Source organism: Dysgonomonas sp. Marseille-P4677, assembly GCF_016652235.1.
Lineage (GTDB): Bacteria > Bacteroidota > Bacteroidia > Bacteroidales > Dysgonomonadaceae > Dysgonomonas.
This window is the reverse complement of sequence record NZ_JAEPKU010000001.1, coordinates 73,709-99,061: the sequence shown is the minus strand read 5'-3', so window position 1 is coordinate 99,061 and position 25,353 is coordinate 73,709. Positions and strand designations below refer to the sequence as shown.

Genomic DNA, 25,353 nt, shown 5'->3' with positions numbered 1-25,353 from the left:
CTACAACTATACCGAAGGCATGTATGCCAAAGATCATAAAGAATATCCCAACCGTGTAATCTACGGCAGTGAGAACCGCCATGAACTCAGTGCGTGGAAAGCGGCGCGTGACAATGAATATATCTTCGGACAATTTCTGTGGACAGGTATAGATTATCTGGGAGAATCGGGCAGATGGCCGTCAAGAGGATTCTATTCAGGCTTGCTTGATTTTGGAGGATTTATCAAACCCAGAGGCTATTTCCGCCAGTCGTTGTGGTCGGACAAGCCGATGGCATACCTGGGAACCTATCCTACTCCCGGAAAAGGCAGCAAGAGCCAGATGAAAGATGTATGGTCGCAGCTCGATGCCGAGAATGAAGGTAACTATCAGGAGAGAGTTCCGTCGATGGATGCCTGGCCAATCTGGAATTACGATCAGGGGCAGTCTGTCCGTGTGGTATGCTATACCAATGCAGCTAAAGCCCGGCTTTTACTGAATGGAAAAGAAGTAGGACAGACAAAAGATTATGATGACAATACAGGTATCATATACTGGGATATACCCTATCAGAGTGGAAAGCTGGAAGTGGTAGGTATGGATAAAGCAGGAGCGGAAACCGCCCGTTATGCCATAGAGTCGTCTGAGCAACCGTATGCATTAGAGATTGTACGCATTGAAAAGGAAATAAGCAAGGATAAGGGATTGGCACAGATAGTAGTCCGGGTTGTAGACCGAAACGGGGTGCCTGTAATGCTATCGGACAATGAGGTTACCTGCCAGATTATAGGTCCTGCCAGATTGTTGGGTATGGAAGCCAGCAACAACGAAGATATGAGCGACTATACCGATAATAAGCACCGTGTTTATCACGGACATATACTGGCTTACATCCAGGCTACTGGTGAGCAGGGGGATATCAAAGTCAGATTTACCTCACCTTGGCTAAATAGTGCGCAAGAAACAATAAAGGTGAATTAATAATAAGGTTCAACACGCCAACTAAAAAGGTTTCAGTTTTAAGAACTGAAGCCTTTTTAATTGATACTTATTATTGATATTAAACGTAAGGAAATCTAAATCTCACATCCTAGTATATTGCTAATTTTGTTTTTTTAAGAAAACAATTTTATTTTCCGCATTGTTCTAATTTAGAGTAGTTTATTAACAACCTTAAAGAGCACTGTTATGACTAATAATGACGATGACTTGAAAAACAAGTCTCCTTTGGATAATAGGTTAGGGGCTCCCATGAAAAAAGTAGACGGACTGAGTTGTGATAAAAAGAAATCTGAATCAGAACACCTACACGCATTTCGGGAAGATATATACATAGGCAATAGTAAAGAAGGTAAACAGGAGGAAAATGATTTGTAATTTCGCCTAACGTTCTACACTACTCCGAATAGACTCCGCAGTTCATAAAACCTATATTTTTTATTCTCATATTCTTATTTGATGTTGGGATGAGATGTTATGTCATATTAGCAAGCGTAATTCACCCTAAGAAAAACAATCACAAAGAATCATTCTACATACAATACTAACCCTTTTAAGTACTCCCCTTCAGGATGATAAATATTAATAGGATGGTCAGCCGGTTGGCTAAGTTGATGTAGTATCCGAACCTTTCGTCCCGACATAGCAGCAGCGCTAAATACAGCCAGTCGAAAAGCATCTTTAGTTATCACCTGTGAGCAAGAGAATGTAAATATAATTCCTCCCGAAGCTATTTTATCGAATGCAACTGCATTCAATCGTTTATATCCCTGCAAGGCATTCCTTATCGCACCCCTATGCTTTGCAAATGCAGGTGGGTCAAGAATTATCAGATCGTAATCACCTTTATTGATTCCACCTAAATACTTAAATGCATCTTCAGCAAAAGCCTCATGCCTTTTATCATTCGGAAAATTGATCTCAACATTTCTGTTGGTTAGTGTAATGGCTTTCGAAGAACTGTCAACTGAATGGACTAGCTTTGCGTCTCCACGCATCGCATAGAATGAAAAGCCTCCTGTATAACAAAACATATTGAGAACAGAACGGCCTTTTGCATATTTCTCAAGTAAAGCTCTATTATCGCGCTGATCGACAAAGAACCCTGTTTTTTGGCCTTTCACCCAATCAGGATAAAATTTCAATCCATTCTCCATAGCAACTTCAGCAACATCTTTACCTCCATAGAGATATTCATTTTCGGCTCCTAAGTTTGCTTTGAATGGCAAGGTCGTTTCCGACTTATAATAGATATTTTTCAAAGTATCTCCTAAAACGGCCTTCAATCCCTCACAGATCATCATACGATCTTCATGCATCCCTACAGAATGAGATTGAACGACTGCTGTTTCGGCATAGATATCAATAATCAATCCGGGCAAGCCATCTCCTTCGCCATGCACAAGTCGATATGAATTATTATCTGTGGAGAGTAATCCTATAGACTGCCGTAATAAAAGGGCCGAAGTCAATCTTTTCTTCCAAAAGTCGAGATCAATCTTCTCCTCATCAAAAGACAATACACGTACTTCGATACTTCCTATCTGATAGTGTCCGACTGCAATAAACTCATTATTGCTCGTATATATAGATACAACCTCACCTTCGGTTATATCCTCATCTTTTTGTTGTACTGCCCCTGAAAAAACCCAAGGATGGAAACGCCTTAAAGATTCCTCTTTTTTCGGCTTAAGTCTTATTTTTTTATACTTCATACCTGATAAAGCGATAGCTTGAAAGGCTCAAAATTACAATTTTATTTTCAAAGATGCTCCCCAACGCATAGGTTTTCCCTTTTGCGCAAAATAATCGCCCATAGATTCGAAAAGGAAGGCGTTATAATCCCTATCCAGAATATTCTTACCCCATACTTCTAAAGTAAATATACTCTTATCAAAGGCCACATGAGCATTCAATGTTCCATAAAATCCTTGCGACATGATATTATCTTCAGCCCAGTAAACCTTTCCAACTCCTGCAAAATTAGAATCGAATGTTATCCGATCTAAAATAGTATTATGCTTAAAATCATAAGTTACACTTCCCCCTACGCTAAAGGTAGAAGCCGGAGCAAATGGAATATGATTGTTTGTATAGCTTATCTGAATTTTATTTCCTTTTCTATCAATGTTTTCTATTTCATAATCTTTAAACCGCGCATCAGCCAGACCATAGTTTGCATATAGATAAAAACCGTTGCATGGACGAGCCTTAAGACCTAATTCAAATCCCTTACTGACTGCCTTTCCCGCATTACTTACCATACGTCCTCCTCCTGTTTTAATAAACTGAGTTATCTGCACATCACGCACATCCATATAATATAGGGCAAAATTAGCAGACAGAGTATTTTCTACAATTTCAGTCTGTCCCCCAAGTTCATAGTTCCAACTATATTCAGGATCATAAGATATACGATCGTTTATAGGAGTTACATCAGTAGTAGAACCACCTCCCCCAGGCATGCTACTTTTTAGTTTTGCTTCTAACGCTTCCTGAAGTAAGTCTGCAAATATCTGGATATTATTTCCACCTGCTTTATATCCTCTCGAGGCCGAGGCATATACATATGAATTCGGATTAAATTGATATTTCAATACACCCTTTGGCAGTAGCTCGAAGTAATCGGAAGATGAAATACCTGTAAGATCTGTATTTATCACATGAGACATAGGCGGACGCCCCTGTCCAATATTGACCTCTATACCAGCAGAAGTAAAGGCTTTATAATCAAGTTTGGTCTTCTCATAATCGAGGCGTAAACCAAGAGTGAAAGACAAGCCTTGAGCTCCGAATATATTATTGAATGTTGACTGATGGAATGCGGCAAATCCATATACTGGTCGTTTGTACACTCCATCCAGATCAATCTGGCTGTCTGTAAATGTAATCGGGGCCCCTACAGCAGTCAAAGGATCTTGCATAAACCGCTTAATGCCATCCTTCATCATGTATACAGGAGGTCTTGTATTTAGATAATCATAAAATCCATACCCCCCGAATGTCCATTGATAATTTGATTTATTTACCGACTTAAAAGTCACCTCCTGACTTAAAGAGTTTTGCCGTTGTTTCTGATTGATTTGAAAGTATGAAAGAGGGGTATAATCCTGATCCATATTCATTTCATCATTTAAATACTGATAACCTGTCGTTGAATTAATTTCATATCCGTTTCCTTTATACCGCAAAGCTATACCATTGGTAAACAAATGTCTCTTGTAATAGCTGTCCGAATTATAATCGATGTTCCCGGTCGCAACATTAGCATAAGGGAAAGCTCCCTGATCCACATAGTCATAACTCATTGAGTATGTCGCCGACAAACGGGAATTTATATCCCATACATATTTCACACGCCCTCCGGCATTCTTCAGATCATCAACCTTATCTCCTGTATGTAGATTTGTAAAATAGCCATCATCTTGTTTATAGTAAGCACCGACTGAATAGCCCATTTTATTATTTAATCGCTGATAGTGCGATGCATTGGCATTAAATTGCCCATAATTTCCTCCTCCAATTTTAAAGGAAGTCCCTTCATAAGTCAAGGGTGAAAAGGTATAAATATTCATTATCCCTCCCATTGCATTACGCCCATAGAGCGTACCTTGAGTTCCTCTCAAAACCTCAATACGTTGAATATCGAACAACTCGGTGTCGAACGAAGTGGTATTGAAATATGGAATATTGTCTATATACATACCCACAGTCTGATCTCCCGAGCGAGCCCCAATTCCTCTGATATATAGTGGAGCTGTCATTTTCGAACCATAGTCGGCCGCAAAATAATTAGGAACAATAGCACTTAAATCTTTTAGAGAATGCACCTGTAGAGCATCCAAATTCTTTGGAGAAAATACTGATACAGCAGCAGGTAAAAACTTGAGGCTATTTGTTTCCTTCGTTGTCGATAATATTACGATATCATTTTTTAGTTGAGTGTATAATGTATCTTTAGGCAATTCTTGCTTTGCAGATACAGATGTAACAAGAAATAAAACAGAAAAAGTAAAGAACGTTCTTTTTATAAATGGATATTGTCTCATAGAGCATATTTATTAGATAGGACAAAGGAATATAATTCTTCGAGGTCTATCAATCACTAGATGTAGTGATTATGCATCCTACCGCATATATTTTAACTAAAAGGTGACAAACTTGTACAGTTTCTACGTTATTTTTCAATCTGTTTCGATTTTGTTATAAAAAATGAATTCCACTGTACTCTAATAAGTATTTTCTTGTATAGATAAAAAAGTAATAGCATTCTACAGCATTTAACTAGCATCTATTTAGGTTTTAATAACAGTTAGATAAAACAAACACCCTTCTTTTCATCTTTATTCTTAAAACTTAATCTGTATTTTTGCCTCTCAATACAGCAAAAGATGACAACAAGTAAATTCTACAGTAAGGAAGAAGAAATTGCAAATACAATATCTCATGCATTAGGGATATTATTGGGTGCAGTTGGTGGATATGTACTACTTACAGTAGCAATAGAAAATGGAAGCGGCTGGGCCATCGGTTCTGTTTTTGCCTATCTGTCAGGAATGCTATCTTCTTATATAACCTCAACGTTCTATCATGGATCAACTCATCAAAAAAGGAAGGCCATATTACGCAAATGTGATCATGCAGCTATATATCTGCATATAGCAGGCACGTATATACCTTTTATCCTAATAGTGCTTCGTAACAACGGAGCATGGGGTTGGTCATTATTCGCGTTTATTACATTAGCAGCAATAGCAGGAGTGATCCTAAGTTTTACCAACCTGAAGGATCATAGCAATCTGGAAACAATTTGTTTTGTTTTGATGGGATGTGCGATTCTCGTTGCGTTCAAACCGCTATATGATATGTTATCGGCAACAGGAAGGATAGAGTCGCTTTACTGGCTTATTGCAGGTGGAGTTTCTTACATCGTGGGAGCCTTATTTTACTCATGGAAAAGAAAGAAATTCATGCATACAGTATTCCACTTATTCGTTTTGGGCGGAAGTATATGCCACATCATCGCTATTTATATTATTTTATAAAATAACATTTCAGTCGGTTACCCTCTTGCAACTTTTATCTACCTTTGCAGCTTTATGATAAAATAAGAAGTTAATGGAAAGCTTATCTACCAGTCCGTACATGCTCTTCTCCCGCGAACAATGGGCTGCTCTTCGTGACTCGGAACCTATGACTCTTACTTATGAAGAGTTATTAACGCTACAAGGAATTGATCATGAATTATCGATCGACGAAGTTGAAGATATTTATCTGCCTCTTTCTCGCCTATTAAGCTACTATGTAAATGCTCGTAGCGGACGTCAGTCCGTATTAATGAAATTTTTGAAGCAAAAGCCTATGAAAATTCCATTTATCATCAGTATAGCAGGTAGTGTTTCGGTCGGTAAAAGTACTACAGCCCGTGTATTACAGGCCTTGCTTAGCAGATGGAAGGAAAACACCCGTGTAGCATTAGTCGCAACCGATGGCTTCTTATACCCAAACGCTGTTCTTGAAGAAAAAGGGATCATGTTGAAAAAGGGATTCCCTCAATCGTACGACATAAAGACGCTTCTTCAATTTGTAATAGATATAAAATCAGGAAAACATAGAATACAAGTTCCCAAATACTCACATCTGGTATACGATATTATTCCTGATGAATATGAAACGATAGACCAACCGGATATATTGATACTAGAAGGATTGAATGTACTTCAGAGTGGGATGGACTATCCGAATGAGAAACCACGCATCTTTGTTTCCGACTTTGTAGACTTTTCTATTTACGTCGATGCCGACGAGGAGAAATTAGAAGAATGGTACATCTCCCGCTTTATGAAGTTCAGGCAGGGAGCATTTGCCAATCCTAATTCTTATTTTCACAGTTATGCCAAATTAGAGGAAAAAGAAGCAGCAAGAACAGCCAAAACCATATGGAGAGAAATCAACAGAAAGAATCTCCGTAAAAATATTTTACCTACCCGAGAAAGGGCAAGCCTTATACTCCACAAAGGAGAGAGCCATGCGGTAGACTATGTCAGATTAAGAAAATAATAGATTTACAATAAAAATAAAAGGCGATAACCATATCTGTCATCGCCTTTTAGAGTTTATCCTTAATACTTACTATCTTATTTTGTATCTAATCTCTTATATCTAACCAAAGCTTCCAGAAAATAATAATCGGCATATACTAACGGAACATCAATCTCGGAATGATGAGGAATGCTACCGACAGAGTGCATCAATAAAAAGCCGTCATTAGAACCTAATTGAGCTCGATAAGAAGGCGATGCTAAACTTTCAAGCATTTTTATCCCGATATCGATATATCTTTTATCATTTGTAAGTTTGCCCAGATCGAATAAGGCCGAACATACAATAGCGGCAGCCGAAGCATCTTTCAACTTCTCACGAAATTCTACGGCATAAGATACCCCCTGTGGCGTATAACCTTCTTGTCCTACATTAAAGTCCCATAAAGGGACTAGATCTTCCGGTAAATTTTTCAAGTAATAATCCATCAGTTTGATCGCTGTATTGAGATATATAGAATCCTTTGTTTCACGATACATCATAGTATATCCATAAACAGCCCAAGCCTGACCTCTTGCCCACGTAGAATTGTCACTGTATCCCTGTGCGGTCACTTTGGTTATAGGCGCTCCCGTAATCGTATCATAGTGCACAACATGGTAACTCCCAAAATCATCTCTAAAATGATTTTTCAGTGTTGTATTGGCATGAGCCACAGCAATGTCATACAATCGCTTATTACCAGATAATTTGGATGCTTCGAGTAACATCTCCAAATTCATCATGTTATCGATAATAACAGGGTAAAAAGACTCAGATTCCCCGTCCCACGATTTGTGATGATTCCACGATTTTATAACCTGAGTTCTCTCGTCGAAGCGACTGGCTAACGAATTAGCACTTTCTATTATTATATCTTTATATTCAGGCCTAGGAGCTAAACGTAAAGCATTGCCATAACTACAATACATCATAAAGCCCAGATCGTGATGTCCTGTAAACGTTTTTAATGGTTCTAAAGAAGATGTCCACTTCTCTGCCTTACTTTTCCAAGTTGAATCTCCGGTCAACTCATACAAATACCATAAAGAACCGGGAAAGAATCCGGAAGTCCAATCATACATATTCGTAGTAGAAAGCTTTCCGTCTTTGATAGTACGAGGATAATTTTTTCCGGTAGGCTCTCCTACTTTATCTAATATAGCTTGTATTTGATTAGTTGAGAAAGTCACATTATCCTCTATAAAACTGGTTTTAAGATCATCCTTACATGAAGTACAAACTAATAAACTTAAAAATAAAAGGCCAAAAATAATTTTATGTATTTTCATAGTATCAGATATTAATTGCTTATTATTTTGTCGTTTTTTCCTCCTCTATAGTTTTTATAATATTCTCTCCAATACCTATACGATAGCCCTGCGATGAATACAGTATGCCTCCATTCGTAGAAAGATAAACCGTAAGAGGGAAATTATTAGAAAAATCGATCTGTAGAGCTCCGGCTACCGAATTCAACAGTACCCTCTTATCGTCTGTCATCCATAATGATTGCTTCGGCAAATCTTTGAATACAGAGGCATCAAATGCTTTGCTCAATTTATCATCAGGTACAGCGAATAGGATACCTCCACCCCATTCCTCAACAGGTTGTTTCACAAGAGGTAAGTCTTGTAAAATATGCTTGGTCGGTTCCTTATCAGGATCGGCAAAGCAAATCACAAGCCCTTTCTTATTCATAAGCTCTTTTAACGACTTCTTACTACCATCATTCAACGTTACTACAGTATTAGGATCGACAATTCCTTGCACCTGTATACGTCCTTCCACCTTCGGCAATTTTATTTCAAGTGATTTTATTTCTTTTTCTTTCACTTCAAAATAACGGGTATCAATTGTTACGGACCCATCATTAGCACGACTTCCTATCATCAGACGGTAGTATCCGGCATCTACAGATACACTTGCAGGTAAGCTTTTAACCTCATTCTCAAAATCGAGAGTAGTAAAGCTGCCATTCTCAAATCGGGCAATTGTAAAATGAGTTGAATAACCCGGTTTTACTATATTTCCGTTATTATTAGTAAATGTGATTGTCGCTTTTGGTTGTTCCGCTATCTTTTCGTCGAAATATACATCTGTCCATAGATTATCTTCTGCTTTCAGATATTGGGGACGATTGGTTACAGGATCGATCCGAGCAAGAATATCCATAGAACGGCAAAGAGCGACAAAGAAAATATCGCGTGAATGCCTGTCTGCAATTTTCAGCTCATATACGCCTTGCGGAGATATAGGACATTTAAAATAGTTTTGTTCGTCGTCTATTTTTACATTATCTCGTACGAAATCTATCACAGTCTGAATATCTGATCGTGACTTATCGATAAAGACTTCTGATAGCTCTTTCTTAAAGAACCCACGCCATGGTCGTATTAATTCCAATGCAATACGAGGAGACAATATATATTGAGCATACCGATGCTGAAAAGCTGTCATTTTATTAGAAGGGAAGTCATCTCCGATATTCAAATGATCCGATAAATATCCGCAAGGAGTATCTCTAAGATCCTTATCTTTCAATGACTCTATAAAAGAATACAAATATCCATTAGATTTCTTTTCTTTAATAAATGTCATCATATCATTCCAGTTACCTTGAGACTTAGACAGATAATCCCAGACTTTATCCGTATCTAAACTATTATCCAAAGCAAACTTACGGGCATCCGTTTCTGTAATAAATGTCCCCATATAAGCATTACGTATCGAATCTTCATGAGCCAATCGCTTCGCATTTTCGGCAATCTTTTCTGCTGATAATTCTTTTATTGACTGCTCTATCGGAGCTTCCATTATAATGGTTTCTTCAAAGCTCTCGCCTGCTTTATTCTTTAACACAACAGTAAGTCCGCCTGTTTTTATTGTTGATTTGGCATAACCATACATATCTCCTTTGCTTGCCCAGACAAAGATATCTCCCATACCGGATATAATAGAAGCCATACCGTCTTCTTTTGTTTGGCTCGTTGCAATAGGATAAAATTCAGCATAATTGTATACATTAAACCTGACTGTAGCACCATCCACTGCCTTACCATCCTCATCCACAACTTTGACTTTCACATCGCGTGTTGTAGTATAATTGCCTAACAGGTTGATTACAGAGTATAAATCATTTTGGACATTCTTTTCTTCCGGTCCATTATACAGACCGAACACATTTGTATGTACCATCATTGCTCTTTTTACTGGTGCGGAAAACCATGCTACATCCAGTTCAGGTTCAGGCTCACAAGCTCCAATATAGTGCCATTCACCGTCTACCCAAACCTCTACCCAAGCGTGATTATCGTCGGTATGTACCCAACGTGGTGTATAACATTGACGTGCCGGAATTCCAACTGCACGCAATGCCGCTGTAGTGAAAGTTGATTCTTCCCCACAACGCCCCCACGATGTTTTAGCTAATGCCAAAGGTGAAGAGGTACGTCCATCGGTACCCCGATAGGTAACTTTTTCGTGACACCAATGATTCACTTCAAGCACAGCCTTTTCCATTGTCAATCCTTTTACTCTATCTTTCAGTTCGTCAAAAAAGGCTTGACGGGCAGTATCCAAATTTTCATTATTTACACGATATACCAATACAAAATGACGAAATATATCTTCCGGGATTTTTTTGCCCCAATCGAAATAGTCTCGAGCCTCGAAAGCAGCATCAACTTGTCCAAGGAAAAATTCACCATCATAATCAGCCAAATCTGATAACGGCATATAGGCATATAGGAATTCCAATGCTTCTCTTTTCTCGATTGTCAAATCGTCTCTATCAAATACGGAAAACAATTGCTTGCTTCGCCCACCTGCTAAATCTTTACGTTTAAGGAATTGATCGTGAACCTCCGTCCTATACTTTTCATCTTTGAGAAAATGTGTTTCGGATTGGTTACAAGCACTAAAGAATATCAGTACACTAAATATTAATAAGAAGCCGATATTTATTCGTTTCATATCTATCGTATAATTAAGGTTATTTTAATAAAACAATCTTTCAGCATTAAGGGTTATCTTAAGCCCTAAAGAAGGTTAATCCCAGTTAGGATCGTATCCGGTATTCCGCCCACGCCACTCTTTCTTCAGGTCTTGCAACATGGAGGAATTTGCTCTCAAAGAAACATAATAAGATTTGTATTGCCCCACAGGATTAAAGCTTGCGGAAATAGACCAACAGTGAAGATTACGGGTTAAATTACAACTCATATATGCAATCTTCTTCGTATCGAAGTCATAGCTGGCATTGAAGTTGAAATTCCAGTTCTTGGTAGGTTGTATCCCTCCACTTAAACCGAAATTTTTAGTCAATTGTCCTTTATACTCCACGTAGCCTCCACTTTTTGGTGTCCAACGGCTCCTATCCCACGAATAGTTCATGGAAAAATTAAATGAGAGATTCCATTGTATTTCATTTTTCACATAACCGTCATCATCATACTGATTATCATCCTTCTTCTGTTCCAACAGACTTCCTCTCTCTTTATTTCCGTCTTCTTGAATTATATCCGCATCATAGTCATCGCTACTATTGTTGTTCGAAGATTTTTTTGAAGAATTATCATCCTCTTTACCAAACCATTTCTTAAATGTATCCTGATTAATGCTTGGGGATATAGAATATCCTGTACTTTTTAGTCGACCAAAACCTTTACCATGACTGATTCGCAATTCATTTACTTGCTTAACGGTTCCGTTGTTATCCTCTCTATATAGATACGGATCGAATGCCGCTCCTATATTCACAACAAGAGACTTACTCAATTTAAATCGGGCACTCACAGCAATATCACTCCATTTTAAGGAATCCGCCATCATATTATGACTGAAATTTATGCCGAGATTATCGATAAGAGATCTTTTCTTGAATCCAGTGGAATCACTTTGCGAAGGGGTTTTCATTTCCAGATTATTCTCAAAACTGAATGTAATCATACCTGCAGCTCCTTTTGGTGCGGTACCAAACATCCCTTTCGAATATGGTGAATAGATGTGTTCATCATCTCTACCATTAGCGTCAATATAATGATACCTTTCATAAAATCCAAACCGCGGATTGCTAAAATCGGGAGTATAACTAAATGTTACACTAGGCGTAAATACGTGTCGAATTCTTGTTTCTTTTGAAAAAATAGGAATATATTCACCATACATCTTAGTTTGGAAACCAAGATTAAAATTGAAATCGTAAACCCTATTAAATGAATAAACACTATCTTCTTTTATTGACACATGACTTTTAGTCACCGGATCCCAACGCTCATATATTTTATTAGTATACCAACGCTCCCTATAGTTTATCGATGGTGTAATATTCAAATAGTTTAAAGCGCTAAAAGTTGCTGAAATAGGGATAGTATGTTGCATTCCGTTTTTCCATTGCTTGATACCCGATTTGAATAAAAGATTCTCTTTAGTATCGATACTATTTCTGAAATCTCCTGTATAGCTCAACTGTATTTTCTCATACCAACGCTCACTTCCTACAGCTTCTTTTCTCTTAAAAGGAGCAATACGGCTCATTGTCACAGTAAGATTTGGCAATGTTAGGGAGATCGAAGAGTCACTACTTCGTTGCGCTACGTTTACCGAAGCTGACAAGCTCCAAGCCGAATTAGGTATACGTTGAGTCAGGTTGACACTGGAACTTTTTGTATTAGATGTTCCTCTGGGAACATATTTCTGATCAAGGCTATTTTGATTGTAAGAGCTTGTAGAAAAGTTCACACTAGCAGATAAAGTCCTAAACATATTCGATTTAGGATCTTGCGAATGAGTCCAGTTTATAGCCAAATCTTTACTTTGCGAAAAATCAATACCTTTTTCGCCATACTTATTCACCAGATAATTGAAATCAAATGAACCCGAATGTTTATAGCGGTACCTATAGGTAGACCTAGCTTTAAGACCCCATGAACCCTTCGTGTAAATATCTCCGGTCAGAGCTAAATCGACATTATCATTAATAGCAAAATAATATCCTCCATCTCTTAAGTTAAACCCTCTATCAAGCTCATCACCATAAGAAGGCATAATCACACCTGAAGAATATTTTTCGGAGAAAGGAAAAAATCCAAAAGGTAAACCAATTGGAATAGGCAGACCCTCAATAACAAGATAGGCAGGCCCTGTAACCACATTTTTTTTTGGCTTTACTTTTGCCTTAGTTAAGGCTAAATAAAAGTGCGGATGCTCATGGTCATCGCAGGTAGTATATTTACCTTCAAGCATAAAGAAAGAATTATCCTCTTGCTTTTTTGCCCGTCCGGCAACTACATATCCTTCACCCTGCGTAGTTATAATATTGGTACTATATCCTTTTTTCGATTTGAAGTTATATTTCATTGTCTTTGATTCGTAATCCGTTCCTCCATCGGAGAAAACAGGGTATCCGAATTCTTTGCCAACCGAATCAAGACCAAATTTTGCGTAGACAAGGCTGCTATCAATATTCATGAATATCTGCTCACCTTTCAAAGTTATATCTGTATATTTCACTTCACTGTCTCCATACAAATAGCCCCAATTATCAGCAGTAAGGACGATAGAGTCGTTAGCAACGTAATCAACTACGGCATCCAACGGATCTTTCTTTTTCGCAAGAGAATCGGAAGGTAAGGAATCTTGATTAAGGCGAAGAGAATCATTTTTATCTCTCAGAGAATCATTTCCCGAAAAAGGTAAAGTATCATAAAAGCTCAACAAATTCAGAGCAGACTGTCTGGTATAGGAATATTGTGCACCTAAGAAAGGCACAGAAAATAGTATACACAAAAAAACGTACGTCAAGATGCGAATTTTCCTCATCGACAAAACCTAATGCTTATGTATTCGGATGCAAAGCTAATCAATTAAACAAGAAAGCATAATACTAAAAATCAAAAAAAGTATAAAAATTATGCTAGTCCAAGAGATTCAATTCCTAGAAATATACGCTAAAATCCAAAATTAGTTCTATATCTTTATGTCTTATTTAAGATTAAACGTATTTTACCATGAAATATTTTCTACTTATAGTCTCCATCCTTTTTACTTTCCACGAGACCGAAGCTCAGGATTTAGACAATCACTTTATAAACAAAACATTACGCATCGATTATATTTTCTCAGGTGATAAAAACTCTCAAAGCGTTTCGCTTGACCAATTGTACCAGCTACCTCAATGGGCAGGACGAAGACACAATCTATCAGAGTTACTCTGGCAGGGAAACGGGCAAATAAAAATGACCGATATAAAGAATGGCGAGTGCATATACATTGACGCTTTTAGTACATTATTTTCCGAATGGCAATCTACACCGGAAGCAGAAACCATAAGGCGAAGTTTCGAGAATACATTTCTCGTTCCATTTCCCAAAAACAAAGTTGTAGTAGAAATTAGTCTACGAGACAGATCCGGCTCTTACCGAACCACAATGAAACATATTGTAGACCCCAATGATATCCAGATAAAGAAGAAGGGGTTAAAAAATATTCCGAAATACACTATATTGCATCAGGGCAACACGACAGACAAATGCATCAATGTAGTAATTCTAGCCGAGGGATATACTATTACTGAAATGGATAAATTCAGAGCGGATGCCAAAATAGCTTGTGAACAAATCTTTGAACACAGCCCTTTCAATGCATTAAAAAACAAGTTCAATTTCTATGCTGTAGAAACAATATCCGAGGATTCGGATGTAAGCGTACCTCGTGAAAACAGATGGAACAGTACCGCATTTAGTTCACAATTTGACACATTCTATTCTGAGAGATACTTAACAACCACCCACATAAAAGATCTTCATGACGCCATAGCAGGCATACCTTATGCCCATATTATAATACTGGCAAACACAAATGTATATGGTGGAGGAGGTATATTCAACGCCTACACGCTTACCACAACAGGACATAAAGACTTCAAGCCTGTGATAGTACATGAATTTGGACATAGCTTTGCAGGGCTGGGAGACGAATATTATTACGAAAGTGATGTACTGGACAACACATACAATCATGAAGTGGAGCCGTGGGAGCCTAACATTACGACTCTAGTTAACTTCGAATCCAAGTGGGCAAATATGCTTCAACCTCAGACTCCAATACCAACCGACGTAAGCCTGTCGAAAAAATTCCCTATAGGAGTATTTGAGGGTGCAGGCTATTCAGCCAAAGGAATATACCGCCCTGCGATAGATTGCAGAATGAAGACAAATACATGCAAAGATTTCTGTCCTGTATGCCAGAGAGCTATCGAACAATTGGTAAAATTCTATACTGAATAAAAAAAATCCAGTTAAGATTTTATTTATAAGGATAAAACAGCTATTTTTGTCGCTGCTAAATTTGAAAAAACAAAATATCTAATTTATAGTACAATGTCTTCTAAAAAGAAACAAGCCGAAATACGTGAAGAAAAAGACTGGCAAAAGATTGACAGTGCGATTCGGGAATCAGAAAACCTTCTTGAAAAATACCAAAAGCAACTATTGATCGGAATCGGTATTGTAGTTGTTGTCGTTTGCTGCTACCTAGCATTCAAACATTTTTACCTAGGGCCTAAAAACAACGAAGCCCAAATAGCCCTATTCAAGGGTGAGCAATATTTCAGAGCAGGACAAGATTCCTTAGCAATTTATGGCGACGCAAATGGCTATATAGGATTCGAATCTATCATTAGCGAATATGGTTCAACCGATGCAGGGAATTTGGCTAAATTGTATGCCGGAATCAGCTATGCCAACCTAGGTAAATATGACCAGGCATTAGATTACTTAAAAGGATTCAGTGCAAGCGATAAGATACTTTCACAACTAGTAAACGGTTCGATAGGTGATTGCCTTGACAACACAGGAAAATCAGATGATGCTGTTTCATATTATATTAAAGCAGCAAAAGGAGTGGACAACCCTTCACAAAGCCCTATCCTTTATAAAAAAGCAGGTTTAATATATAGAAATCAAGGAAACTATGATAAAGTAATAGAAGTTTTCACGATTGTAAAAAATCAATACATGAATTCTCCTGTAGCAATGGAGGCAGACAAATATATTGATGAGGCAATTCTGTTGAAAGCAGGAGGAGCGAAATAATCTCAAAATAAAAATATACTGAAAGAGGTTTCATCATAATGATGAAACCTCTTTTTAATTTTCCGAAATATATTTATTCTTTATTCATTCGATAAGTTAATGCTCCTGAAGGACATTTACCTATCTGATCTATTATCTGCTCAGTCGTTGCATTTTCGGGAAGTACCCATGGTCTTTCTTGAGGATGATAAACATCCGGAAGCATCTTAACACAAATACCAGCATGCTTACAGAGTTCCGGCTTCCAGATAATAGTAACTTCACCATTAGTATATTCAATCTTCTTTTCCATACATTACTTAGTTTTTTTTGATCTTTTAAATAAGTGTACAATTATATATTGATACCTCTCATCACAATATGCCTCCACTCTGGATGCTTCTTAATATAGCCTGCCACAAAGGGACAAAGAGGAACCAAGCGCAAACCTTTACTTTCAATATCAACAAGCACTTTTCCTATCAACTGACTGCCAATCCCCTGCCCTTCCAGAGCAACCGGAACTTCTGTATGAGTAAGATAAATCTCACCATTATTGGTTTTTATATACTCAATTTTAGGCACAAACTTCTCAACATGGAATTCATACTGACTTCGTTCCGTGTTGTCAAACAATTCGTAATTTTCCATACCTTTATTTTTTTAGATATGTGCAAGATACTAATAAACAACCGAAACTACCATTTATTCAAGAGGAAACTTATCCGTACAAAAAGAGGCCGATCAAAACAGATCAGCCTCTCCTCTATATTATTAATATAATCTACTTTAAGCCTCTTCGCCAAACTCCATCAAATAAGACTTGATAAAATCATCTATATCTCCATCCATTACAGCATTCACATTCGAGGTCTGATGATTGGTACGGTGATCTTTTACGCGGCGGTCATCAAATACATAACTACGAATCTGCGATCCCCACTCAATTTTTTTCTTTCCAGCCTCAACCTTCGATTGCTCTCGGCTACGTCTTTCCAACTCTATTTCGTAAAGCTGGGATTTCAATAAACGTATTGCATTATCTTTATTTCCAAACTGAGAACGACTCTCGGTATTTTCTATAACGATCTCCTTCTCTTCTCCGGTTTCAGCATCTTTATATTTATAATGCAAACGCACACCGGTTTCCACCTTATTTACATTCTGGCCTCCTGCCCCACTCGAGCGGAATGTATCCCATGTAATATCAGACTGATTCACTTCTATGTCAATGCTATCATCTACCAATGGCACCACAAAGACAGATGCAAAAGACGTCATCCGCTTTCCCTGCGCATTATAAGGCGAAACTCGAACTAAACGATGCACTCCGTTTTCAGATTTCAGATAACCGTAGGCATATTCTCCTTCTACCTGTAAAGTTGCTGTTTTTATACCAGCTTCATCCCCGTCTTGCCAGTTGGTAACAGTAGTCTTATAGCCTTTATCTTCGCACCAGCGCTGATACATCCGAAACAACATCGAAGCCCAATCCTGACCTTCTGTTCCTCCGGCTCCACTATTTATCTTCAATACAGCCCCAAGTTTATCCTCCTCTCGGCGAAGCATATTTTTCAGCTCCAGATACTCAACCTGTTTTATGGCATTTTCATAAGCTGCATCTACTTCTTCTTCCGAAGTAACACCCTCTTTATTGAAATCGAATGCCAATTGTAACTCATCGGCAGCAGCTTTTACTTGCTCATAACCCTCAATCCATCCCTTAAGCCCACGAATAATTTTCATTTGAGCTTCTGCCGTTTTGGAATCGTCCCAAAACCCGGGAGCATGAGTTCTTAATTCTTCCTCTTCTAATTGTATTCTTTTCGCATCGACGTCAAAGATGCCTCCTCAACGCATCCTCGCGTTCCAACACTTCTTTGAGTTGGTCTGATGTAATCATATGATGATCTTTTAGTTAGTTACTCATTATAATTTTAGAAATGCAAAGGTAAAAATAAGTTGCTAGTTATATGAGATATATAATAAGTATTTTCATCCTAACAGGTCAAAAGTATTGTACCATTTTAATTAAAAGATGACAAACTTGTACTCTTTTTGTACATTCTCTCCTTTTCCTAACAAATATTCCACTCTTTGATTAAAGTAATAACCTCGGAAAATAAAACCATTATATAGATAAAAACACAGGATATTTATTAATGCATATCTACAGATAAAGCTACAGATAAAGCTTCACATAGAACAATTAACATAAACCGGGAAAGCCTAATTGTTAATTAACACTTGACATTTAATATTTACTCTTTTTTTCTACAATTATACAAAAGATAATTCCTATTTTTGAAAAACAGAAAAACGCACATATACTATCGATATCATTTTATTTATTGTATATCAAACACATAAAACCTTAAACAAATGTCTTTTATAATTATTATTCTTAGTCTTGCATTACTAATTGTACTCATATCCTATTTCAAAGTAAATGCTTTCTTATCATTTCTTATCGTCTCAATACTGGCAGGAATCGCTCTTGGTATCCCTTTAGAAAATCTTCCATCTTCTGTTAATAAAGGCATAGGAGGCATCATGGGAGATCTTACCCTCATTATCGTTTTGGGAGCTATGCTAGGTAAACTGGTCGCAGAAAGCGGAGCCGCACAAAAGATCGCCGACGTAATGGTAAGTGCTTTTGGCACGAAGCATATTCAATGGGGATTGATGATAACCGGCTTTATTGTAGGTATACCTCTGTTCTACGGAATTGGATTCGTACTTCTTGTGCCACTAATATTCTCTATTGTTTACAAATACAAGCTTCCGGCAGTATATATAGGACTTCCCATGCTAGCCGCATTATCTGTTACACACGGATTTCTCCCGCCCCACCCATCTCCGGTAGCCCTTGTTTCTATGTTTAGTGCCAATATAGGTATGACATTAATCTACGGACTTGCCGTTGCAATACCAGCCATTATTCTGGCCGGGCCAGTATTTTCGAAAACACTGAAAAATATAAAATCAGGACCTGTAACCCTGTTCGAACAAAAAGAAATCGATGAAAGCTACTCAATACCCGGCAAAGCTAACAGCTTTCTCAGCGCAACACTACCTGTTTTTTTATTAATCATTGTTACGGTCATTCCTTTTATATTCTCTGGAATGCAGCCAAAAGCTACATCAATCATCGAATTCATCGGCGCACCTTCTATCGTAATGCTCATAGCTCTGATTATAGCAACCTATACATTAGGCATACGGCAAGGACGAAGCATTAAAGATGTAATGGATATATATGGCAATGCGGTTAAGGATATAGCTATGATATTATTGATTATTGCAGGAGCTGGAATATTCAAACAAATAATGGAAGACAGTGGAATCAGCAACGATCTTGCAAACGGGTTGCAACAACTCCCCATACATCCTCTTATTCTTGGATGGCTCATAGCCGCCATAATCAGAGGCTGTGTAGGCTCAGCTACAGTAGCCGCACTCACAGCCGCAGGAGTGATCATGCCTCTGGTTGTACAAACGGGAGTAAACCCAAATCTGATGGTTTTATCTTTGGGTGCAGGTAGTCTTATGTTTTCTCATGTGAACGATGCAGGCTTCTGGATGTTTAAAGAATATTTCAACTTAAGCCTGAAGGATACATTAAAATCATGGTCGGTCATGGAAGCGATTGTATCAATAGTCGGACTATTAGGAGTATTACTACTTAGCGTCATTATATAAAATAAGAAGATCAATTATTAATCAACAAAATAAAAAAATTATGAATACTTATAACGCTGACGAACAATTTGAAAAATTAGGTCTAACACTACCTCCTGCTCCAAGCCCAGTTGGTGTTTACAAACCATATGTAATAGATGGCAAATACCTTTACCTTTCGGGACATGGACCTGTTCAGGAGGATAAATCTCTAATAATAGGACGTATTGGACGCGACATAACTCAAGAAGAAGGAAAACTTGCAGCTCGTCAGGTCGGACTAACAATGCTTTCTACAATCAAAACAAATCTAGGAAGCCTAAATAAGGTAAAACGAGTAATAAAAGTACTCGGAATGGTCAACTGCACCTCCGATTTCGAAAAACACCCTTATATCATTAACGGATGTAGCGAGCTATTCGCGTCTGTATGGGGAGAGGAAAACGGAGTAGGCACAAGAAGTGCTGTAGGATTCGGCTCTCTACCGGATAATATACCTGTAGAAATCGAAGCTTTATTCGAATTATATTAAATAATTAAGATGCCTGACTATGCTTGATTGGTATAAAATAGAAAACATAGACCGGATAGACTCCCCTGCACTCGTCATCTACCCTGACAGAGTGCGGGAAAACATTGACCTGGCAATAAAGATAGCCGGAGGCTGTGAGAAACTTCGCCCTCATATAAAAACAAATAAAATGAGCGAAGTATGCTTAATGATGCAAAAAGCCGGAATTACAAAATATAAATGTGCTACGATAGCTGAAGCAGAAATGCTTGCTATAATCAATGCTCCCGACATACTTTTAGCATATCAACCTGTAGGCCCTAAAATCTTGAGATTTCTCAATTTGATAAAAGCCTATCCGGATACAACATTTTCATGCCTTATAGACAATGAGGTAAATGCCAGAACCATTTCGAACCTATGCAAAGAAAGGAACATCTCTTTAAATATTTATATCGACTTAAATATCGGGATGAACAGAACGGGCGTACAACCGGAAAATGCGGTTGCTTTAGCAAAGACAATACTAGAATCTCCTTGCTTAAAAATTAATGGGCTCCATGGCTATGATGGCCATATACACGACGAAAACATTAATAACAGACAAAAGGAAGCAGACAAGTCTTTTGCTCTGACCGAAAAGGTTTATAAAGAAATATCACTTCTGACAAAACATCCCCTTACAATGATCATGGGCGGAACGCCCACATTTCCTACACATATACACCGTGACAATTGCGAATGCAGTCCGGGTACATTTGTATTTTGGGATTGGGGATATAAACATATGCTCCACGATTTACCTTTCCATTATGCAGCATTGGTTATCAGTCGTGTTATTTCCATTATTGACAAGCATCATGTCTGTATCGACTTAGGACACAAATCCATTGCTGCCGAAAACCCTTTACCCAGAGTCCACTTTCTGAATGCGCCCGAAGCGGAACCTATTGCACAAAGCGAAGAACATCTCGTTCTGAAAATATCTGACAGCAATCAGTACGAGATAGGAAGAGTATTATACGGAGTACCTGTACATATATGTCCGACTGTAGCACTATACGAAAAAGCATATTGCATAAATGATCACAAGCAAACCGACGAATGGAAAGTGATTGCTAGAAACCGTTTTATAAACTATTAAGCCTTAAGAAATGTCTAAACTATTTTTTGTAGACGCTCATCTCGATCTTAGCATGAATGCTTTGGAATGGAATCGAGACCTACGCGAACCTGTAGAAGAAATCAACCGACAGGAAGCCGGAATGACCGACAAACCCGACAGAGCAAAAGCAACCACTACATTACCCGAGTTAAGAAACGGAAATATCGGCTTGGTTGTTGCCACCCAAATAGGACGCGTTATAGAAAAAAACAACAATCTTCCCGGATCGGGATGGCATTCACCCGAACAGGCATGGGCACAAACGCAAGGCCAACTTGCATGGTATCGAGCAATGGAAGAGGAAGGTCAAATGGTAATGATCAGAAACAAAACTGAGCTTGACGAGCATCTGGCTTTGTGGAAGAACGGCAAACCAAATAATAGCAAACCCATTGGTTATATACTAAGTTTAGAAGGTGCAGATTCAATAGTAAACATAAGTTATGTAGAAAGAGCATACAATTACGGCTTAAGAGCAATAGGTCCGGCTCACTACGGTCCGGGAAGATACGCCAACGGAACCGACTCTTCGGGACGGTTAAACCAAATGGGGATAGACCTTCTGAAAGAAATGGATCGTCTCGATATGATTCTTGATGCAACCCACCTGAATGACGATGCTTTCTGGCATGCACTTGATATATATAAAGGAAATATATGGGCAAGCCATAACAATTGTCGCGCATTTGTCGACCACAATCGTCAATTCAGCGACGATATGATTAAAGCTCTTATAGAAAGAGACGCCGTCATAGGGATTGCACTCGATGCATGGATGATGGTTCCAAACTGGATACGTGGTTCATCCACCCCCCAAGGCATGAACTGCAACATGGACATTATGATCAATAATATCGACCGCATATGTCAACTTGCAGGAAACTCAGATCATGCAGCTGTAGGCAGTGACCTTGATGGCGCTTTTGGGACAGAACAATGCCCATATGACCTGAAAACAATAGCAGACCTGCAAAAAACCCCACAACTATTGAAAAACAGAGGATATACCGATAACGATATTGAAAAAATAGCATCCGGAAACTGGATCCGTTTTATGAGAAAAGCCCTATAAACATTTATAAAACTGAATTATTTTTAAGACGGAGAAATAAGCTTATTTCTCCGTCTTTACATATATGTATTTATAGAAGAAAATATTTATCTTCGCACGGCTTTAAATCCGGATCTATATACGAGCACCTCAAAACCCAGCATAAATTTGCTTATATAAAAAGGAATGAGAAAAGAAATAACATGGAAAGTCAACGACTTCAAGAGTCTGACAACAGACGAATTGTATGCAATACTACATCTGAGATGTAAGGTATTTGTCATAGAACAGAACGCACCTTATCTCGACACCGACTATAACGACCCAAAGGCCGTACATATACATGGCTATATAGACAATGAACTCATGGCTTATTGCCGTTTATTCCGATCTGGTGATTACTATCGAGAAGGCAGCTTAGGAAGAGTAATAGTCGCTGAGGAATTTCGAAAATATGGGTATGGACACGACCTGATGAAAAAAGCATTGGAAATAGAGGCCTCTGAATTCGGCTCAAAGGAAATAGTAATTTCTGCTCAGGCACACTTACAAAATTTTTACAGAAGCCACGGTTTTATAAGTTATGGAGAACCATATCTTGAAGACGGCATACCACATATCCGAATGAAAAGAGGATAAGAATTTCAAAAAATTCTTGGAGATTAATATTTTAAACACTAAATTTGCAGCCCGAAAACAGAAGGGAGGTTTGATGATCTTTTGAACTAAACATATTAAGTAATTGCTTAATACCGCTTTAATAGCGGCGTTCGAAAGATTATACCCGCAACCTGAATAAACATCCTTTAGATTGGGAAAATAGGAATCCCACCTTAAAAAATTAGAATTTAAAACAAAAAATAAAAAAATAATTATGATCATTGTTCCATTAAAAGAAGGCGAAAATATTGAAAAAGCCTTGAAGAAATTCAAAAGAAAATACGAAAAAACTGGTGTAGTTAAGGAACTTAGAAGACGTCAAGAATTCCGCAAGCCATCTGTAGTAAAAAGAGCACAAAAACTACACGCCGTATACGTGCAAGCAATGCACCGTTCGGAAGAAGCATAAGCTATTGTCATTTCAATATAATATTATTAACTTCGTCATTCAGGATAAATCTTCGGAAAGATGATGTTATTAATAGAGAAATATATAAAGTATCTCCGTTATGAAAAGAACTTTTCTTTACATACGGAGATTTCTTATTCTACAGACCTCCAACAATTTTCCGAGTTTCTGAAAGAACACTTTCCTGAAATAGATATAAAAGCTGCAGACAGCGATATTATCCGACTATGGATAGTATCTTTAATGGAAGCGAAAATATCAGCACGATCTGTCAACCGAAAACTCAGTACATTAAAATCTTTTTATAAATACTTACTCAGAATAAACGAAATCTCAATTAACCCTGTAAAAAAAATAACAGGCCCAAAAACACCAAAGCCTATTCCGGCGTTTATAAATAACACGGATATGGACAAAATATTAGACAATACCAATTTCGACGACTCTTACGAATCGCTTCGAAATCAAATAATGATTGAGCTTTTCTATGCAACAGGCATACGACGAGCAGAATTAATCGGACTAAGAGATACCGATGTAGATTTTAGTAACGAAACTATTCAAGTAACGGGAAAACGAAACAAACAGCGGATTATACCATTTAGCGATGGCATGAGAACATTATTGGAACAATATATTACAATAAGAGACAAAGAAGTAGAAAATACGACAGGCTACTTATTTGTCCGAGAAAACGGAAAACAACTATATCCCATGCTTGTACATCGTATAATTGAAGAAAATCTGAAACATATACCGACTCTATCTAAAACGAGCCCCCATGTACTAAGACATTCATTTGCCACAAGCATGCTGAACAACGGAGCTGATATAAACGCCGTAAAAGAACTACTAGGTCACTCAAGCCTAGCGGCAACAGAAATATACACTCACACTTCATTTGAAGAATTAAAGAAAATTTATAACAAAGCTCACCCAAGAGCTTAAAAGCAAAGGAGGAATATTATGAATATTGTAATTCAATCTGTACACTTTGACGCAAGTACCCAGCTAAAAGAATTTATCGAAAAGAAATTATCGAAATTAGATAAATTCTCAGATCTTATCGTAGATGCAGAAGTTATACTTAAAGTTACAAAACCTGAAGTTGCTAATAATAAAGAAGCTTCAATCAAACTAAACATTAAAAGCGGAGAGCTTTTTGCAAACAAAACAGCCGATAGCTTTGAAGAGGCCGTGATGCAAAACATCGAAGCATTAGAAAAACAAATACTAAAAGTAAAAGAAAAAAGCCTTGCTAAATAAGGCTAGCGAGCAAAAAAAGAGACGCTTATTTCATATAGAATCAATGAATTACAAACCAAAAGGAGTAACAACTAAAAAATAAACACGCAAAGTATTGTTATTCTAAAAAATAATCTCTAATTTTGTCGCCGTTTCGCTCTCAAAGATAAGAGAATAGCGATAAAATTAGAGATATATGCCTCTTTAGCTCAGTTGGCCAGAGCACGTGATTTGTAATCTCGGGGTCGTTGGTTCGAATCCGACAAGAGGCTCAGACATAGGGAACTAGAAGCGGTAGACTAAGCAGATTAAAGCAGTCGGCATAAAGTTCAAACTTCTATCTTTTTCGCTTTCAATAATAGTACACCTATTATTAAAAAATAGGTGCATATTTATTGAAAATTGATTGTAAAGATAATTTGCCAATGTAGCTCAGTGGTAGAGCACTTCCTTGGTAAGGAAGAGGTCACGGGTTCAAGTCCCGTCATGGGCTCTAT

22 protein-coding genes and 2 tRNA genes are annotated in these 25,353 nt (G+C 37.8%); 16 read left to right on the top strand and 8 right to left on the bottom strand.

Features of this window, described 5'->3' with window-relative positions:
• Both JGH11_RS20065 and JGH11_RS00505 read left to right on the top strand, forming a co-directional pair.
• Window positions 1-961, top strand: a 961-nt coding sequence (locus JGH11_RS20065) for a DUF4982 domain-containing protein (protein ID WP_236263812.1), incomplete at its 5' end; no start/stop codon positions are given.
• Between the two features lie 207 nt (window positions 962-1,168).
• A complete protein-coding gene (locus tag JGH11_RS00505; protein WP_201109595.1) occupies window positions 1,169-1,357 on the top strand; it encodes a hypothetical protein in 189 nt (62 codons plus the stop codon).
• A 149-nt stretch (window positions 1,358-1,506) separates the two neighbouring features.
• On the opposite strand, the gene JGH11_RS00500 is transcribed toward JGH11_RS00505, so the two are convergent.
• Window positions 1,507-2,694, bottom strand: a complete 1,188-nt coding sequence (locus JGH11_RS00500; protein WP_201109594.1) for a class I SAM-dependent rRNA methyltransferase — start codon at window positions 2,692-2,694, stop codon at window positions 1,507-1,509.
• Between the two features lie 33 nt (window positions 2,695-2,727).
• Window positions 2,728-5,028: a TonB-dependent receptor gene (locus tag JGH11_RS00495; RefSeq protein WP_201109593.1), complete on the bottom strand. Its 2,301-nt coding sequence runs from the start codon at window positions 5,026-5,028 to the stop codon at window positions 2,728-2,730.
• Window positions 5,029-5,370: 342 nt separating this feature from the next.
• Between JGH11_RS00495 and JGH11_RS00490 the strand changes: the two genes are divergently transcribed.
• The gene (locus tag JGH11_RS00490; RefSeq protein WP_201109592.1) at window positions 5,371-6,024 is read left to right on the top strand and encodes a hemolysin III family protein; all 654 of its coding nucleotides are present in this window, start codon (window positions 5,371-5,373) and stop codon (window positions 6,022-6,024) included.
• 73 nt (window positions 6,025-6,097) lie between these two features.
• Window positions 6,098-7,039: a type I pantothenate kinase gene (coaA, locus tag JGH11_RS00485; protein WP_201109591.1), complete on the top strand. Its 942-nt coding sequence runs from the start codon at window positions 6,098-6,100 to the stop codon at window positions 7,037-7,039.
• Between the two features lie 77 nt (window positions 7,040-7,116).
• On the opposite strand, the gene JGH11_RS00480 is transcribed toward coaA, so the two are convergent.
• The 3 genes from JGH11_RS00480 to JGH11_RS00470 all read right to left on the bottom strand — a co-directional run bounded on the left by JGH11_RS00480 (window position 7,117) and on the right by JGH11_RS00470 (window position 13,882).
• Complete coding sequence (locus JGH11_RS00480) at window positions 7,117-8,352, bottom strand: glycoside hydrolase family 88 protein (RefSeq protein WP_201109590.1); 1,236 nt, start codon at window positions 8,350-8,352, stop codon at window positions 7,117-7,119.
• A gap of 22 nt (window positions 8,353-8,374) precedes the next feature.
• On the bottom strand, window positions 8,375-11,035 hold the full coding sequence (locus tag JGH11_RS00475) for a transglutaminase family protein (protein WP_201109589.1): 2,661 nt from the start codon (window positions 11,033-11,035) through the stop codon (window positions 8,375-8,377).
• A gap of 75 nt (window positions 11,036-11,110) precedes the next feature.
• Complete coding sequence (locus JGH11_RS00470) at window positions 11,111-13,882, bottom strand: putative LPS assembly protein LptD (RefSeq protein ID WP_201109588.1); 2,772 nt, start codon at window positions 13,880-13,882, stop codon at window positions 11,111-11,113.
• 188 nt (window positions 13,883-14,070) lie between these two features.
• On the opposite strand from JGH11_RS00470, the gene JGH11_RS00465 reads away from it, so the two are divergent.
• Window positions 14,071-15,348 (top strand): M64 family metallopeptidase, encoded by a 1,278-nt coding sequence (locus JGH11_RS00465; RefSeq protein WP_201109587.1) that lies wholly within the window; start codon window positions 14,071-14,073, stop codon window positions 15,346-15,348.
• A gap of 93 nt (window positions 15,349-15,441) precedes the next feature.
• On the top strand, window positions 15,442-16,155 hold the full coding sequence (locus JGH11_RS00460; protein WP_201109586.1) for a tol-pal system YbgF family protein: 714 nt from the start codon (window positions 15,442-15,444) through the stop codon (window positions 16,153-16,155).
• 73 nt (window positions 16,156-16,228) lie between these two features.
• Here JGH11_RS00460 and JGH11_RS00455 read toward each other — a convergent pair whose 3' ends face one another.
• From JGH11_RS00455 to prfB, 3 genes are all read right to left on the bottom strand, one after another.
• Entirely contained in the window at window positions 16,229-16,447 is a 219-nt protein-coding gene (locus JGH11_RS00455) for a (4Fe-4S)-binding protein (protein WP_201109585.1), read from the bottom strand.
• A gap of 41 nt (window positions 16,448-16,488) precedes the next feature.
• Window positions 16,489-16,785: a GNAT family N-acetyltransferase gene (locus JGH11_RS00450; protein WP_201109584.1), complete on the bottom strand. Its 297-nt coding sequence runs from the start codon at window positions 16,783-16,785 to the stop codon at window positions 16,489-16,491.
• Window positions 16,786-16,923: 138 nt separating this feature from the next.
• Window positions 16,924-18,037, bottom strand: a protein-coding gene (prfB, locus tag JGH11_RS00445; RefSeq protein ID WP_201109583.1) for a peptide chain release factor 2 whose coding sequence is annotated in 2 segments (ribosomal slippage) — window positions 16,924-17,973 and window positions 17,975-18,037 — 1,113 coding nt in all. Because the reading frame shifts where the segments join, the coding sequence is not laid out codon by codon here.
• 479 nt (window positions 18,038-18,516) lie between these two features.
• Here prfB and JGH11_RS00440 point away from each other — a divergent pair.
• The 10 genes from JGH11_RS00440 (at window position 18,517) to JGH11_RS00395 (ending at window position 25,349) form a co-directional block, all read left to right on the top strand.
• Window positions 18,517-19,836 (top strand): gluconate:H+ symporter, encoded by a 1,320-nt coding sequence (locus tag JGH11_RS00440; RefSeq protein ID WP_201109582.1) that lies wholly within the window; start codon window positions 18,517-18,519, stop codon window positions 19,834-19,836.
• A gap of 40 nt (window positions 19,837-19,876) precedes the next feature.
• Window positions 19,877-20,347, top strand: a complete 471-nt coding sequence (locus JGH11_RS00435; protein WP_201109581.1) for a RidA family protein — start codon at window positions 19,877-19,879, stop codon at window positions 20,345-20,347.
• Between the two features lie 19 nt (window positions 20,348-20,366).
• Complete coding sequence (locus JGH11_RS00430) at window positions 20,367-21,470, top strand: D-TA family PLP-dependent enzyme (protein WP_201109580.1); 1,104 nt, start codon at window positions 20,367-20,369, stop codon at window positions 21,468-21,470.
• Window positions 21,471-21,480: 10 nt separating this feature from the next.
• Window positions 21,481-22,563 carry a dipeptidase gene (locus JGH11_RS00425; RefSeq protein ID WP_201109579.1) on the top strand — a complete coding sequence of 361 codons (1,083 nt, stop codon included), beginning with the start codon at window positions 21,481-21,483 and terminating at the stop codon, window positions 22,561-22,563.
• Window positions 22,564-22,728: 165 nt separating this feature from the next.
• Window positions 22,729-23,181: a GNAT family N-acetyltransferase gene (locus JGH11_RS00420; protein WP_201109578.1), complete on the top strand. Its 453-nt coding sequence runs from the start codon at window positions 22,729-22,731 to the stop codon at window positions 23,179-23,181.
• A 235-nt stretch (window positions 23,182-23,416) separates the two neighbouring features.
• Complete coding sequence (gene rpsU, locus JGH11_RS00415) at window positions 23,417-23,611, top strand: 30S ribosomal protein S21 (RefSeq protein WP_201109577.1); 195 nt, start codon at window positions 23,417-23,419, stop codon at window positions 23,609-23,611.
• 60 nt (window positions 23,612-23,671) lie between these two features.
• Window positions 23,672-24,559, top strand: coding sequence for a tyrosine recombinase XerC (xerC, locus tag JGH11_RS00410; protein WP_201109576.1), 888 nt, complete (start codon window positions 23,672-23,674; stop codon window positions 24,557-24,559).
• Window positions 24,560-24,577: 18 nt separating this feature from the next.
• Window positions 24,578-24,877, top strand: a complete 300-nt coding sequence (gene hpf, locus JGH11_RS00405) for a ribosome hibernation-promoting factor, HPF/YfiA family (protein ID WP_201109575.1) — start codon at window positions 24,578-24,580, stop codon at window positions 24,875-24,877.
• 177 nt (window positions 24,878-25,054) lie between these two features.
• Window positions 25,055-25,128: transfer RNA gene (locus JGH11_RS00400), tRNA-Thr, on the top strand.
• Between the two features lie 149 nt (window positions 25,129-25,277).
• Window positions 25,278-25,349: transfer RNA gene (locus JGH11_RS00395), tRNA-Thr, on the top strand.
• Window positions 25,350-25,353: the final 4 nt, after the last annotated feature.